The organism is Stenotrophomonas terrae (assembly GCF_001431465.1).
In the GTDB taxonomy this organism is placed as follows: Bacteria; Pseudomonadota; Gammaproteobacteria; order Xanthomonadales; family Xanthomonadaceae; genus Stenotrophomonas; species Stenotrophomonas terrae.
In genome coordinates this window covers 1-13,994 of the sequence record NZ_LDJJ01000036.1, presented here as the reverse complement: position 1 = coordinate 13,994, position 13,994 = coordinate 1, and the positions used below count along the sequence as shown (strand labels likewise).

The window sequence follows — 13,994 nt, the reverse complement described above, 5'->3', positions numbered from 1 at the left end:
GCGTGCGAGTAGAACAGATCATTCGTTCGTGGGCAGCCTCACCCAGCCCAGCACCGGACCACGACTGGGATTGCGGTAACGCAACTGCAACCAGCCATCGGCTTCGTCCAGCAGCTCGACGCGGTCGCCCTTGAGCAGGTAGCGCTTGGTCGAAGTGTCACCGGCCTTGCTGTACAGCAGCAGTTTTTCCGGCACCACCGATGCGCTGCGGCCCGGCATCAGGGCATCCCTCAGTGGTGGATCGAAGGCATTCCAGATGGCGGTCTCAAGACGTTTGCCTGCAATGTCCCAGGTGCTCCAGACAGCGAGGATCTCCGAATCCTCGGATAGCCCGAGGTCCAGAATCCGCGCCAGATTTGCGGTTTCGAGCAACGCACCGCGCATCGACCGGTACAGGTAGACCCTGTCGCCCGCAAAGCGATAGACATCGCTGTACCACATGGGCCCACTGCGGCAGCTGCTGCTCAACGTCCGTGTGGCCGGGTCCGGGGTCAGTGACCAGAAACCTTCGCAGCTGATCTCCGGGGCCTCGGGTGCGGCCAACGCACGGAACTGGCCACTGGCCGGCTCGTACAGATAAACCGTGACAGATTCGTTGACCTGGCCCAGCGTCGCACTGGTATCCAGGTCCTGGTAACCGTCGAAGTTGTAGTCGGCGTGGCCAAGACGCGTGCCGCCACCGTCCTCGTCCGTGGACGCCGGCAGCACCTGCCGGGCTGGTGAGCGGCTGGTGCCCACCTCCACGCTGCCGTCGCCCAGCAACCGCGCATGCGCGCTCACGCCGGCTGCGACCTCGAAGCGGATCTGGCTGTCATCTGCCGCAAATGCCGGCGCTGCCAGCAGCGAAACCACTGCAATCAGCAAGCCATGGGCGGCAAAACGGCAGCGGGAGGTGGATATCACTGACATCATCGAGAAGCTCATCTGCGGTTGGAAGCTGCCCGCAGGCTAGCCGATCCCACGCTGCTCAGAACGAAACCTCGACCGGCTGCCGCGACCACAGCACTGATTGGTGCCTGGTGGCCTGCTTCCAGGCTAGGCGGATGGCTTCGATATCGTTGCGGCGCTGCGGGCTATCCTCATGCAGGATCACCAGCACCTTGGTGCGCAGCCGGTTCGGCTCGGGCGCGCCACGGAACAGCCACTGGCCGTAGGCGTCGAACACGGTCAGGCCATCCGGAAAGCGCGGCGTCACTTCCTTGTCGAGAAAGGCGCGCCACTGCGCCTCACTGATCACGTCGGTCTGCGCGCGCGCCGACGGGCCGCTCTCTTCGCCCACCCCGAAATACAGCTCGCTGCGCACCCAGCCACCGGCTTCGGCCGGGCGCGCGGCATCGCCGTGCAGCTGCGCACTGGGCGCCGGTTCGGAGGCAGGCGGGGCAGCGTGGACGCTGGCGGCAACGGCAAACAGCAGGGGCAACAGGACAGCGTGCAACTTCATGGAAAACCTCCGGGCAAGGCAACACGGTGGCATCCAAGGCACCGCAGGGGATATCGCGTTTGGTTATCAGCCGATTGCCAGCAGGACTTGCGCCGGCAGCGGTGTTAACGCGAAGATAATATATCGCTTCATCCGGATGGATGTAAGTGCAACCTCCTCCCCCCTATCTGTTCCGGAGCTTCCATGTCCCGCCCCACCTCGGCCCCGCTCGGCCTGGCCATCGCGCTGGCGCTGTCTTCCCCCGCCTTTGCCCAGGACACCCCGCAGGCAACCAACCTGGACACGGTGATCGTCACCGGCACCCGCGCCGTCGACCGCACCGTGCTGGAATCCACCGCGCCGGTGGACGTGCTCAGCGCCGAGGACATCCGCAAGGCCGGCGTGGTCAACGGTGAGCTCGGCAGCGCGCTGCAGGCCTTGCTGCCCTCGTTCAACTTCCCGCGTCAGTCCAACTCCGGCGGCGCCGACCACGTGCGCGCCGCGCAGCTGCGCGGCCTGTCGCCGGACCAGGTGCTGGTGCTGATCAACGGCAAGCGCCGCCACAACAGCGCGCTGGTCAATACCGACAGCAAGATCGGCAAGGGCACCACGCCGGTCGATTTCAATGCCATCCCGGTCAGCGCGATCAAGCGCATCGAAGTGCTGCGCGACGGCGCCGGTGCGCTGTATGGCTCCGATGCAGTGGCTGGGGTGATCAACGTGATCCTCGACGACGCGCCGGAAGGCGGCGCCATCGAGGCCAGCTTTGGCGCACACCACACCGACCTCAAGCCGATCGATCGCACTCTCACCGATGGCCAGACCAGCTACTTCAGCGCCAAGGTGGGCACCGCCCTGAGCGACGAGGGCGGCTTCCTGCGCGTCGGCCTGGAACTGAAGAACCGCGAAGCCACCAATCGCGCCGGTTTCGACCAGATCCCGCCGTGGGAAGCGCAGACCCCGGACAATCTGGCGCTGGCCGGCAAGCGCAATTACTCGCTGGGCGATGGCGCCAGCAAGGACCTCAATGCCTGGTTCAATGCCGAGATTCCGTTCGGCGCAACCTCCAAGGCCTATGCCTTCGGCACCTACAACCAGCGGGATACCGAAGGCGCCAACTACTTCCGCTACCCCGATGGCGAGGCCAACTGGACGGCGCTGTATCCCAACGGCTACCGCCCGATTTCCGAAGGCGAGAACCTGGACGTGCAACTGGTTGCCGGCGCGCGTGGCCAATGGGCCGAATGGAACTACGACGCCAGCCTCGACCACGGACGCAATGAGTTCACCTACCGCCTGCGCGACTCGCTCAATGCCTCGCTGGGCCCGACCAGCCCTACCCGCTTCAAGACCGGTGATTTCAGCTTCGCCCAGACCGTGGCCAACCTCGACGTCGGCCGCATCTTCGTCCGCGAGAACGACAGCCACAGCCTGGGCTTCGGCATTGAAGGCCGCCACGAGCGCTATGAAACCCGTGCCGGCGACCCGGCCAGCTACGCTGCAGGGCCGTATACCGACCGCCCGACCGGCTCGCAGGCCGGTGGTGGTTTGACCCCGCAGGACGAGGCCGATCTGTCGCGCGATGTGATCAGTGCTTACACCAGCCTGTCTTCCACTTTCGGCGAGAAATTCTCCACCGATATCGCCGCACGCTACGAGCACTACCAGGATTTCGGCGGTGAGCTGACCGGCAAGATCGGCGCGCGCTACGCGTTTGCGCCGGCCTTCGCCCTGCGTGGCTCGATCTCCAACAACTTCCACGCGCCGTCGCTGAGCCAGATCGGCTACGAGTCCACCTCGACCGGTTACACCGCGGGCGGCCAGCTGGTGCAGGGGCGTCTGCTGTCGGTCAACAATCCGATCGCGCGTGCCCTCGGCGCCACCGACCTGAAGCCGGAAAAGTCGATCAACTACAGCCTGGGCTTCACCAGCCAGATCGGCAGCCACTTCGATCTGTCGCTGGACCTGTTCCAGATCGATATCGATGACCGCATCGCCTTGTCGGAGAGCATCACCGGCGACGCGCTGACCGACTTCGTGCAGCAGCAGTTCGGCGTCAGCGGGCTGGAGAGCGCGCATTACTTCGTCAACGCTGCCGACACCCGCACCCGTGGCGCCGAGTTTGTCGGCAACTGGCGGCAATCACTGGGCGATGGCGAACTGCTGCTGACCGGCACCTGGAGCTACGCCAAGACCGAGCTGAAGAATGTGCTGGCAACCCCGGCGCAGCTGCTGGCATTGGACCCGGACTACGTGCTGTTCGGGGTGGAAGAGAGCAATACGCTGACCGATGCGGCACCGCGCACGCGTGCGCAGTTTGCCGCCAGCTGGGCCAATGACGACTGGTCGTTGAGCAGCCGGCTCAGCCGCCACGGCAGCGCCAAGCGCGTGTTCGATTTCGGCGACGGCTATGTGCCCACCCAGACCTACCAGGCCGAATGGCAGCTGGATGCAGAAGTGGAATACCGCATCACCCCGCAGTGGAGTGTTGCCGTCGGTGGCCAGAACCTGACCGACAACTACCCGGACAAGTCGAACGAGGACATCTACTACTTCGGCAACCTGCCCTATGACGTGCTGTCGCCGATTGGCAGCAACGGCGCGTATTGGTACGGGCGGGTGCGGTTTACGTTCTGATTTGGTGTTTTTCGGGGGGATTGCTTGCTTAGAGCTTGCCCTCACCCCAACCCCTCTCCCGTGAACGGGAGAGGGGCTAATTCACTACGAGCGCTAGCGATACGAGCCCCTCTCCCGTTCACGGGAGAGGGGTTGGGGTGAGGGGAAGCTCCTCGCTAGTAGCCCCCCAAAACCCCGAATTCATCCAGCTTTAACAGCGCTAGGCGCTCCTTACGCCTGCCGGCTCATTCCAGCCCGGTTCATCCCTTGCGGAGGCGTATATGTTCGAGTCGTTGATTCGCGAAGCGGCCACCCGCTTTCACCTCGGCGACAACGCTGGGCGCCTCGTGCGCCAGCTTGTCGATGTCATTTTCGATTCAGCTACCGGCGGCTTCGCCGGCCTGCAAAAACGCTTTGCCGATGCCGGACTCGACAGCCTGTTTTCTTCATGGATAGGCAGCACGCCCGGTGACAATGTCCTGCAACCAGATCAATTCAGTGCCGGCTTCGGCCAGAACCTCGCCGGCGGTATTGCCAGCAAACTCGGCATCCCCGCAGCAGCGGTCAACATGGCCGGCGCGTGGCTGCTGCCCAAGATCATCGGCCAACTGACGCCGGGCGGTCGCATACCCACCACCCGCCCTGCCGACTACGAGCGCTGGTTCGGCACCACCACCCCCACTGCCGGATACAGCGGTGGCAGCACGGTGCCGGCCAAGGCCTCGGGCGGTTTCTGGAAATGGCTGATTCCGCTGATTCTGCTGCTTGCCGCATTCCTGCTGTTCCGCAGCTGCAAGAAGGAAGAAGCGGTCGCTCCGGCGCCAACGCAACCAGCCACCACCATGCAACCGGCAGCACCGGTGGCCCAGGCCAATCCGCGCTTCGGCTTCGAGAACGTGGACGGCAAGGTCACCGTCAGCGGCCAAGTTGCCACCGACGCCGACAAGACCCGTCTATGGGATGCACTGAAAGCCAACTTCGGTGAAAGCAATCTGTCCGGCAACATCAATGTTGATGCGGCAACCCTGCCGGCAGGCTGGATGGACAAGCTGATCGCCGCGCTGCCGGAGCTGAAGGCCAAGGGCCTGAAGTTCGGCTTCGATGGCGACAAGCTCAGCGTCGACACCAGCGGCATGTCCGAAGCGGATCGCTTCAGCGTCAGTGACAAACTGCGCAGCCTGTTCGGTGGCTTTGAAATCAGCGGTCTGTGGGATCGGGCGGCAGCGGCATTGTCAGGACTCGAAGCCGGCTTCAGCGGCGATGACCTGGTCAAGGCCTTGAACCTGATGAACATCTACTTCGACACAGGCTCGGCCACCATCACCCGCGACAGCATGGAAACACTGACCAGCGCCGCCAATGCGATCAAGCAGGCACCTGCAGGGACAAAGATCGAAGTGGGCGGGCACACCGACAACACCGGTGACGCCGCTGCCAACGTGACCTTGAGCCAGCAACGTGCCGATGCGGTGGTTGCCAAACTGACGGAGCTGGGCGTTGCTGCCGATGGACTGACGAGCAAGGGCTATGGCCAGGAAAAGCCGCGTGCCAGCAATGACACCGACGAAGGCCGTGCGCAGAACCGTCGGATTGAGTTTTCGGTTAGCAAGTGATGTTTGCGCGGGTGGGGTTGCTTGCTTTCAGAGCGCCCTCACCCCAACCCCTCTCCCGCACGCGGGAGAGGGGCTAGTGCACTACGAGCGCAAGCAATGTGAGCCCCTCTCCCTTTACGGGGGGAGAGCGAGCGCTTGCGAACCATTGGTTCGCGCTCACTCGAGCACCCTTGCGCCGGCGCAAGGGCCGGGGCGCGGAGCGGGGGTTGGGGTGAGGGCAGCTCTGAAGCAAGTAAACCCAAAAGCACATACACCCAAACGCTTCACCCCAAATGACTTTCCTCTAACAATCCCTGCGGCATAGTGGCCGCATGCTTGATGACCTACAGCGACCGCCACCTCCGGCGCTGGCAGCTGACGACGCACTGTTTCTCGACGTTGATGGCACCCTGCTTGCCTTTGCCGACCACCCGGACAAGGTAGCGCCCGACCCGTCCCTGCTCACGCTGCTGGCCAGCGTGCAGCAACGCCTTGATGGTGCCCTGGCGCTGCTCAGCGGCCGCCCCGTCAGCCAACTGCAAGCCATGTTCGCACCGCTGCGCCTGCCGATGGCGGGCCTGCATGGTGCGCAGCTGTTGGCCACGCCCAATGCGCAGTTCGCCGACTCTGACTCCGACACCGCTGTCTGGTTGCATGCACTGCATCAGCGCGCGATGCAGCTGCTACATGCGCATCCTGGCGTACTGATCGAAAACAAGGGCCAGGCGCTGGCCCTGCACTGGCGCAACGCGCCGCAAGCTGGGCAGGCCGTGATCGCATTTGCCAAGGCACAGTTGCCGCAGCTGTCTGGCGTACGCCTGCAGCCGGGCAACCATGTCATCGAATTTGTCGGCAGCGGCCACGACAAGGGCCGCGCTCTTCAAACACTGATGCAGCGGGCGCCGTTCAAGGGCCGCCGCCCTTTGTTTGTCGGCGACGACCTCACCGATGAGCATGGCTTTGCTGCCGCCCAGCAACTCGGCGGTATCGGCGTACTGGTCGGCCAGCGCGAAAACAGCCAGGCCAACTGTGCCCTGCCCGACATCAACGCCGTACATGCTTGGCTGCGTGCAGCCATTACCTGACCCACCCGGAGGAAACAGCGGCGCCAGTGGCGTTCGCGCAACAAGGAGAACGCAATGCAAGACGCCACCCTCGACCTTGGCGTAGTTGGCAACGGCAGTTTCGGCGCACTGATCGACAAACAGGCACGTGTGGTCTGGAGCTGCCTGCCCAGCTTCGATGGCGACCCGGCCTTCTGCGCCCTGCTCAACCCCAACCAGCACCCCGGAGGGGACTTCGGCATCGAGTTGGAGGATTTCCTCGACAGCGAGCAGTCCTACCTGACCAATACCGCCATCCTGCGCACGGTACTGCGTGACACGCATGGCGGTGCGGTGGAGATCATCGATTTCGCCCCGCGCTGGCGCCAGAACGGTCGTTTCTATCGGCCGGTCAGCCTGATCCGCCAGGTCACGCCGCTATCGGGCAACCCACGTATCGTGGTGCGCGCACGGCCACTGGCCGAATGGGGCGCGCGGCAACCGGAAACCACCTGGGGCAGCAACCACATCCGCTGGCTGTTGCCGGACCTGGTCCTGCGCCTGACCACCGATGTACCGGTACGCTTCGTCCGCGATGCCCTGCCCTTCGTGCTGAATCATCGCGTGCATCTGGTACTGGGCGTGGACGAGTCGCTCAACCGTTCGCTCAATGGCTACGTGCAGGAAGCCATGCAGCGCACCCGCGACTACTGGCGCGAATGGGTGCGCTATCTGTCGGTACCGCTGGAGTGGCAGGACGCGGTGATCCGCAGTGCCATCACCTTGAAGCTGTGTCAGTACGAAGACAGCGGCGCCATCATCGCGGCAATGACCACCTCCATTCCGGAGGCACCCGGCAGCAGCCGCAATTGGGACTACCGTTACTGCTGGCTGCGCGATGCCGCCTTCGTGGTGCGCGCGCTCAACCGGCTCGGTGCTACCCGTACGATGGAACAGTTCCTGGGCTATATCTTCAATCTGGCCACCCACGATGGCAGCCTGCAACCGCTGTACGGCATCGGTTTCGAGGCCAAGCTGGACGAGGACGAGGTCGCCACGCTGTCCGGCTACTGCGGGATGGGCCCGGTACGACGCGGCAACCTCGCCTGGGTGCAGCGCCAGCACGATGTCTATGGCAGCGTGGTACTGGCATCCACCCAGTTGTTCTTCGACCAGCGCCTGCAGGACCCGGGCGATGCGCATACCTTCGCGCGGTTGGAGCCGCTGGGCGAACAGGCCTTCGCCCTGCACGATGTACCCGATGCCGGGCTGTGGGAATTCCGTGGCCGCACGGAGGTGCACACCTATACCAGTGCGATGTGCTGGGCCGCCTGTGATCGGCTGTCCAAGATTGCGACACGCCTGAAGCTCGATGGCAGGGCGATCTACTGGCGCGAACGCGCCAACCAGATCCACGCGCGGATCATGCACGAATCCTGGAGCGAACAGCTCGGCCACTTCACCGATACCTTCGCCGGTCACCGGCTGGATGCCTCGCTGCTGCTGCTCGCCGACATCGGCCTGATCGACGCCAACAATGCGCGCTTCATCGCCACGGTCGAAGCCATCGGCCGCGACCTGAAGCATGGCAACGCTTTGTACCGCTATACCGCCCCGGATGATTTCGGCACACCGGAGACCAGCTTCACCATCTGCACGTTCTGGTACATCGACGCGCTGGCCGCGATCGGGCGCATGGACGAAGCCCGCGAGATGTTCGAGACCCTGCTCAAGCAACGCAATCATCTGGGCCTGCTGTCCGAAGACCTCAGCTTCGACGGGCAAGCCTGGGGCAACTTCCCGCAGACCTATTCGCATGTTGGGCTGGTGATTGCCGCGATGCGCTTGTCGCGCAGCTGGCAGGAGGCCTCGTGAGCCGATTGGTTGTGGTCTCCAACCGGGTCGCCCTGCCTGGCGAAACCCGCGCCGGCGGCCTGGCAACCGGTCTGCTGGCGGCACTGAGCGAACGTGGCGGCCTGTGGTTTGGCTGGAGCGGGCGCAGCGTGGGCGGTGACAGCGGCGCGCTGCATGAGGCGCAGGACGGCGCCATCCGCTACCTGACCATGGATCTGTCCAAGACCGATCTGGACAATTACTACAACGGCTTCGCCAACCGGGCGCTGTGGCCGCTGCTGCATTTCCGCCTGGACCTGGTCGACTATGACCGGCGCAAGCGTGAGGGCTATTGGAAGGTCAACAGCTTGTTCGCCGACACGCTGGCGCCGTTGCTGCGCGACGACGACACGGTCTGGATCCATGACTATCACCTGATTCCGCTGGCGGCCTTGCTGCGCGAACGCGGCGTCGGCTGCCGGATTGGTTTCTTCCTGCACGTGCCGGTGCCCTCGGCTGACCTGATGCAGGCATTGCCCGATCATCGTTCCTTGTTTTCGGCGCTGTATTCCTACGACCTGCTTGGTTTCCAGACCCGCCGCGACGTGGACCGCTTCCAGTCATACGTGCGTCTGTTCGGCGGCGGCCAACTGATCGACGGCGACTGGATCCGCACACCGGATGGCCGCCGTGTACGCACCGCCGCCTTCCCCATCGGTATCGATACCGAACACATCGCCCGCCAGGCCCGCAGCGCGGCAAGCAACAAGGCCGTGCGCGACCTGCGGCAAAGCCTGCAGCACCGCAAGCTGGCCATCGGCGTGGACCGGCTGGACTACTCCAAGGGTCTGCCGGAACGCTTCCACGGTTTCGAGCGTTATCTGCAGCGCTATCCGCAGCAGAAAGGCGACATGACCTTCCTGCAGATCGCGCCGGTATCACGTGGCAGCGTCAACGAGTACCGCAAGCTGCGCGGCGACCTGGAGCGGCTGGCCGGGCACATCAACGGCGGTCATGCCGAGGCCGACTGGACACCGCTGCGCTACGTCAACCAGAACTACGCCCACAGCACGCTGACCGGGTTCTATCGGCAGGCAGCGGTGGGTCTGGTGACACCGTTGCGCGACGGCATGAACCTGGTTGCCAAGGAATACATTGCTGCGCAGGATCCGGAGAACCCGGGCATGTTGGTGCTATCGCTGTTGGCCGGCGCGGCCGATGAGTTGAAGCAGGCGCTGCTGGTCAATCCGCATGACCTGGATGGCGTAGCCGACGCGATTGCGACAGCCGCCAACATGCCGCGCGCGGAACGCATCGAGCGTTGGCGGGCGATGATGGAGCACCTGCGTACGCACGATATTCATCGCTGGCGGCGGGATTATCTGTTGGCGTTGGAGGGGGCTTAGAGCGAAAGCAACGGCAAGAGCTTGCCCTCACCCCAACCCCTCTCCCGCGTGCGGGAGAGGGGCTCGGATTGCTTGCGCTCGCTATGCACTAGCCCCTCTCCCGTTCACGGGAGAGGGGTTGGGGTGAGGGGAGGCTTCAAACAAGCAAACCCCAAACCACCCCACTCAATCCAAAAACCGCCCGCGCTGCTCCGCCGTAGGCAGAAAACAGCTGTCATGCCGCCCAAACCAGCGATACCGGTTCCGCGCCAACCAGCGATAGGCCGAATCCCGCAGCGAAGCCGGCAACACCCGCGCAAGCCACGCCAAACGCCAAGCCCCGCCCAAGCCTGTCACCACCCGCAGGATCGCGTCCGTGTCGGTATACGCCACACCCTCGGCCACCAACAGGAACGACAACGGGTCATCCAGGTCCAACCCGTGCGTGGCCAACAGCGCACGCCCCTGCCCGCCCTGCATTGCCGCGAACCGGTAGCGCCCTGCCCGATCAAAGCGCAGCAGGAAATGCACCCAGCGGCTGCACAGCGCGCAGACGCCATCAAACACGATCACCGCCGGCTCAGCCATGCGGCGGCTCCGGCAGCAGCCAGCCTTCATAACGGATCAGCCGCCCGATCAAGGGCATCGACACGTCCACCAGAAATTCATAGCGGCCGGCATGTTCGCGCTCGCGGCAGTGCACCTGCGCCAACCAGCGCGCCGGCAACGGCAACACCCCGAACGCCCAGGCACGTTCCGCCCGCCACAGGATCTGCCCGTCTTCTTCGCGCAGGCCAAAGCGGAAACGCAGCGCGCCCAGTTGCTCGAACAGGCGGCCCTCACGCTGCCACAGCCGCGAGGCCATGCGCGCAAGGCCGAACTGCCGGTTCCAACGTTCGCCATTGGCGTCAACCACGAATTCCACCGTCACCGGCACGCTTGAGCTGGGCGGCAGCCGCGCCAGCCAGGCGCAGGGCGCTACCAGCCAATGCGTACCGCGCAGAACCTCACCCTGCCCGCTCCAATGTTGCCGTGCCGGAATCGAGTGCAGCGCACGAACCTGCGGGGCCAACTGTTCAAACGCAGGGCCAAGCACCTGCGCGAACAGCGGCGTGCTCATGGCGCCATCCACACCAGGGTGGCGATGCGCCCGCTGCGGCGATCACGCCGGTGCGAGAACCAGCGCTGCGGATCGGCCATGGTGCACAGGTCGCCGCCGTGGATTGCCGCCGGCCGCATGCCAGCTGCCACCAGCCGCTGCCGGGCCAGCCCGGGCAGGTCCACCTTCCAGTGACCGGGCCGGGTGGCGACGAAATGCTGCTCAGCGGCGCTGGAATGCGCCAGGAAGGCCTCGCGCACGTCCACGCCGACCTCGTACAGGGCTGGCCCGGCCGCAGGGCCTATCCATGCCACCAGCGCCTCAGCAGGCGTGTGCATGGCAGCCAGGGTGTTTTCCAGCATGCCGCGCGCCAGCCCGCCCCAGCCCGCATGCGCAGCGGCTACCTCGCTGCCGTCACGGGCGGCGAACACCACCGGCAGGCAATCCGCGGTGAGGATGGCCAGGACCACCCCCGGCACCGAGGTCACCGCCGCATCGGCGGTCAGCTCAGCGTCCAGCCCCTGGGCCTGCGGCGGCGCATCGAAGCGTACGACGTCGCTGCTGTGCACCTGGCGCAGCCAATGCGCAGCCGATGGCAGGTCTGCCAACTGCTGCAGTTCATCGCGGTTGCGCTGCACCTGGGCTGGATCGTCGCCATCGGCGGCGGTCCGGTTGCCCAGGTTGAAACTGTCAAACGGGGGCTGCGAGCCGCCGGCGCCGTAGCGCGTGGTGGTGAAGGCCTGCACCCCCGGGGGTGCGGGCCAGTCGGCCAGCCACAACGGACCCGCCTGCGCCATTACCAGCGGCCTCGTTCGCGCTCGGCGAAGGCCTTGGAGTCCTCGCGCAGCGCCTTCATCAGCGCCAGCAGGTCGGCCGGCACCGGCGCGGTATTGCTGATGGTCTCGCCGGTGATCGGGTGCTGGAACTCCAGCGTCTCGGCGTGCAGGGCCTGCCGCTTGAAGCCGCGCAGCTGCGCGACCAGCTCATCGGTGGCGCCCTTGGGCAGCTTCAGCGAGCCGCCGTACAGCGGGTCACCGACGATGGCGTGCTTGAGGTGCGCCATGTGCACGCGGATCTGGTGGGTACGGCCGGTTTCCAGGCGGCATTCCAGTGCGGTATGGGCGCGGAAACGCTCGCGCAGACGGTAATGGGTGACCGCCTCCTTGCCGTCCTCGCGCACGCCCATCTTCAGGCGGTCGCGCGCATGGCGGTCGATCGGGGCGTCAGCCGTGCCACCGGCGACCAGCGCGCCCACCACCACCGCCAGGTACTGGCGGTGCACTTCACGTGCGGACAGCTGCTCGACCAATGCGGTCTGCGCCTGCACCGTACGCGCCACCACCATCACCCCGCTGGTGTCCTTGTCCAGGCGGTGGACCACGCCAGCGCGCGGCACCTTGGCGATCTCCGGGTCACGGAACAGCAGCGCGTTGAGCAGGGTGCCGCTGGGGTTGCCGGCGCCCGGGTGGACCACCAGGCCGGCCGGCTTGTCGATCACGAAGACATGCTCGTCCTCGTACAGGACCGACAGCGGGATGTCCTCGGGCAGGGCATGGACTTCGACCTCCAGCACTGCATTCAGGGTGGCGATCTCGCCGCCACGGACCGGGTCACGGGGCCGTACCGGCTCGCCATCGAGCAGAACTGCGCCGGATTTGATCCATTCGGTCAGGCGTGAGCGGGAGAATTCGGGGAACAATTCGGCCAGGACCGCGTCGAAGCGACGACCGGCGGCGGAATCGGGAACCTGCGCGTGGCGCGGGCTGGAAGAGGTGTTCTCGGACATGGGCAAAGACCGGCTAAAGACGAAATTATGGGGTCCAAACGACAACAGTCAGTCGCAGGACAGGCCACTAGGCTATCATCGCCCCTTCGTATTCCTGCCGCGTCCTGCCCTGAACCCATGATCCGACGCTCCTCGCTGCTGTCCGCGCCCGTCCGCCTCACCGCCCTGCTGCTGGTTTTGGTCTTCGTCGCCACTGGCTGCCACCGCGGCGCCAAGAAGGACGCCGACGAAGGCGCGCCGGTCGAACAACTGTTCGAAAAGAGCCACAAGCTGATGGAGGGCGGCAACTGGTCCGGCGCCGAAAACAGCTTCAAGCGCTTGATTGCGCAGTATCCGTACGGCCCGTACACCGAGCAGGCGATGATCGAAAGCGCCTATGCCCAGTACAAGGCCGGCAAGAACGATGACGCCGTGTCGAGCATCGACCGCTTCATCCGCACCTACCCGACCCACCGCAACATCGCCTACCTGTACTACCTGCGTGGTCTGGCCAACGGCAATCGCGATACGGTTTTCCTCCGTCGCGTATGGTCGCTGGACCCGAGCCGCCGCGATCTGTCGACCCCGCGCCAGGCCTATGCCGATTTCAACATCGTCACCGAGCGCTACCCGAACAGCCGCTACGCCGCCGATGCGCGCCAGCGCATGGTCGAACTGCGCGACATCTTCGCCCAGCATGAGCTGGACGATGCTCTGTACTACGCCCGCCGTGGCGCCTGGGTGTCCGTGGTTGGCCGCGCCAACTACCTGCTGGAGACCTACCCGCAGAGTGCTTTCCAGTACGACGCGGTAGCGCTGCTGGGCGAGGCCTATACCCACCTGGGCAACAAGACCCTGGCCGACGACGCCCGCCGCGTGCTGCAGCTGAACCAACCGGAGCACCCGTGGCTGGCCGGCAACTGGCCGAAGTACCCGTGGATGATCCGCAAGCTCAACCCGTTTGCTGGTGAGCGTTCGGTGGCCACCGGCCAGAGCAACGCCACGATGAACCGCGGCAAGTAAGCGGTTGCGACATTGCTGGTGAGTGGAAAGGGGCCTTTGGGCCCCTTTCTTGTTTCCGGGGTTTTGGCTCTGGGTTTGAGCTTGAGCTCTTGTTGGGCTCTTGCTTGGGCATTCCCTTCTCCCGCCTGCGGGGGGAGGTGCCCGAAGGGCGGATGGGGGGAGCTTTGGGCTTTGGGCTTTGGGCTTTGGGCTTTGGGCTTTGGAGCTTGGGGCCTTGG

Annotated in this window: 11 protein-coding genes and 1 pseudogene; 6 read left to right on the top strand and 6 right to left on the bottom strand. The window is 65.1% G+C overall.

What is annotated here, in order from left to right; all coding sequences use genetic code 11:
• Positions 1 to 18 precede the first annotated feature (18 nt).
• Positions 19 to 912, bottom strand: coding sequence for an XAC2610-related protein (locus ABB27_RS11110; RefSeq protein WP_152984540.1), 894 nt, complete (start codon positions 910 to 912; stop codon positions 19 to 21).
• Positions 913 to 967: 55 nt separating this feature from the next.
• Positions 968 to 1,441: a DUF3574 domain-containing protein gene (locus ABB27_RS11105; RefSeq protein ID WP_057628772.1), complete on the bottom strand. Its 474-nt coding sequence runs from the start codon at positions 1,439 to 1,441 to the stop codon at positions 968 to 970.
• 183 nt (positions 1,442 to 1,624) lie between these two features.
• Between ABB27_RS11105 and ABB27_RS11100 the strand changes: the two genes are divergently transcribed.
• The 5 genes and pseudogenes from ABB27_RS11100 to otsA all read left to right on the top strand — a co-directional run bounded on the left by ABB27_RS11100 (position 1,625) and on the right by otsA (position 9,910).
• Positions 1,625 to 4,057: a TonB-dependent receptor plug domain-containing protein gene (locus ABB27_RS11100; protein WP_057628771.1), complete on the top strand. Its 2,433-nt coding sequence runs from the start codon at positions 1,625 to 1,627 to the stop codon at positions 4,055 to 4,057.
• 260 nt (positions 4,058 to 4,317) lie between these two features.
• Positions 4,318 to 5,649: an OmpA family protein gene (locus tag ABB27_RS11095; protein WP_057628770.1), complete on the top strand. Its 1,332-nt coding sequence runs from the start codon at positions 4,318 to 4,320 to the stop codon at positions 5,647 to 5,649.
• Between the two features lie 311 nt (positions 5,650 to 5,960).
• Positions 5,961 to 6,713, top strand: a complete 753-nt coding sequence (gene otsB / locus ABB27_RS11090; RefSeq protein ID WP_057628769.1) for a trehalose-phosphatase — start codon at positions 5,961 to 5,963, stop codon at positions 6,711 to 6,713.
• A 27-nt stretch (positions 6,714 to 6,740) separates the two neighbouring features.
• Positions 6,741 to 8,546: pseudogene (locus tag ABB27_RS11085) on the top strand (glycoside hydrolase family 15 protein); the annotation flags it as partial.
• Entirely contained in the window at positions 8,543 to 9,910 is a 1,368-nt protein-coding gene (otsA, locus tag ABB27_RS11080) for an alpha,alpha-trehalose-phosphate synthase (UDP-forming) (protein WP_057628767.1), read from the top strand. The pseudogene ABB27_RS11085 and the gene otsA, both read left to right, overlap by 4 nt.
• 165 nt (positions 9,911 to 10,075) lie before the next feature.
• Here otsA and ABB27_RS11075 read toward each other — a convergent pair whose 3' ends face one another.
• The 4 genes from ABB27_RS11075 to rluD are packed head-to-tail and all read right to left on the bottom strand — an operon-like array spanning position 10,076 to position 12,774.
• Positions 10,076 to 10,507, bottom strand: coding sequence for a thiol-disulfide oxidoreductase DCC family protein (locus tag ABB27_RS11075; protein WP_057628766.1), 432 nt, complete (start codon positions 10,505 to 10,507; stop codon positions 10,076 to 10,078).
• Positions 10,470 to 11,009 (bottom strand): DUF4166 domain-containing protein, encoded by a 540-nt coding sequence (locus tag ABB27_RS11070; protein ID WP_057628765.1) that lies wholly within the window; start codon positions 11,007 to 11,009, stop codon positions 10,470 to 10,472. The genes ABB27_RS11075 and ABB27_RS11070 overlap by 38 nt, the downstream gene beginning before the upstream one ends.
• Complete coding sequence (gene pgeF, locus ABB27_RS11065; protein ID WP_057628764.1) at positions 11,006 to 11,785, bottom strand: peptidoglycan editing factor PgeF; 780 nt, start codon at positions 11,783 to 11,785, stop codon at positions 11,006 to 11,008. Before pgeF ends, ABB27_RS11070 begins: the two co-directional genes overlap by 4 nt.
• Complete coding sequence (gene rluD / locus ABB27_RS11060) at positions 11,785 to 12,774, bottom strand: 23S rRNA pseudouridine(1911/1915/1917) synthase RluD (protein WP_057628763.1); 990 nt, start codon at positions 12,772 to 12,774, stop codon at positions 11,785 to 11,787. The genes pgeF and rluD overlap by 1 nt, the downstream gene beginning before the upstream one ends.
• Positions 12,775 to 12,891: 117 nt before the next feature.
• On the opposite strand from rluD, the gene ABB27_RS11055 reads away from it, so the two are divergent.
• Entirely contained in the window at positions 12,892 to 13,776 is an 885-nt protein-coding gene (locus ABB27_RS11055; RefSeq protein WP_057628762.1) for an outer membrane protein assembly factor BamD, read from the top strand.
• Positions 13,777 to 13,994: the final 218 nt, after the last annotated feature.

Excerpts from the sequence above, each read along its gene's own strand:
- ABB27_RS11110 (WP_152984540.1), bottom strand. The coding sequence starts at position 912 with ATGATGTCAGTGATATCCACCTCCCGCTGCCGTTTTGCCGCCCATGGC.
- ABB27_RS11105 (WP_057628772.1), bottom strand. The coding sequence starts at position 1,441 with ATGAAGTTGCACGCTGTCCTGTTGCCCCTGCTGTTTGCCGTTGCCGCC.
- ABB27_RS11100 (WP_057628771.1), top strand. The coding sequence starts at position 1,625 with ATGTCCCGCCCCACCTCGGCCCCGCTCGGCCTGGCCATCGCGCTGGCG.
- ABB27_RS11095 (WP_057628770.1), top strand. The coding sequence starts at position 4,318 with ATGTTCGAGTCGTTGATTCGCGAAGCGGCCACCCGCTTTCACCTCGGC.
- otsB (WP_057628769.1), top strand. The coding sequence starts at position 5,961 with ATGCTTGATGACCTACAGCGACCGCCACCTCCGGCGCTGGCAGCTGAC.
- ABB27_RS11075 (WP_057628766.1), bottom strand. The coding sequence starts at position 10,507 with ATGAAGGCTGGCTGCTGCCGGAGCCGCCGCATGGCTGAGCCGGCGGTG.
- ABB27_RS11070 (WP_057628765.1), bottom strand. The coding sequence starts at position 11,009 with ATGAGCACGCCGCTGTTCGCGCAGGTGCTTGGCCCTGCGTTTGAACAG.
- pgeF (WP_057628764.1), bottom strand. The coding sequence starts at position 11,785 with ATGGCGCAGGCGGGTCCGTTGTGGCTGGCCGACTGGCCCGCACCCCCG.
- rluD (WP_057628763.1), bottom strand. The coding sequence starts at position 12,774 with ATGTCCGAGAACACCTCTTCCAGCCCGCGCCACGCGCAGGTTCCCGAT.
- ABB27_RS11055 (WP_057628762.1), top strand. The coding sequence starts at position 12,892 with ATGATCCGACGCTCCTCGCTGCTGTCCGCGCCCGTCCGCCTCACCGCC.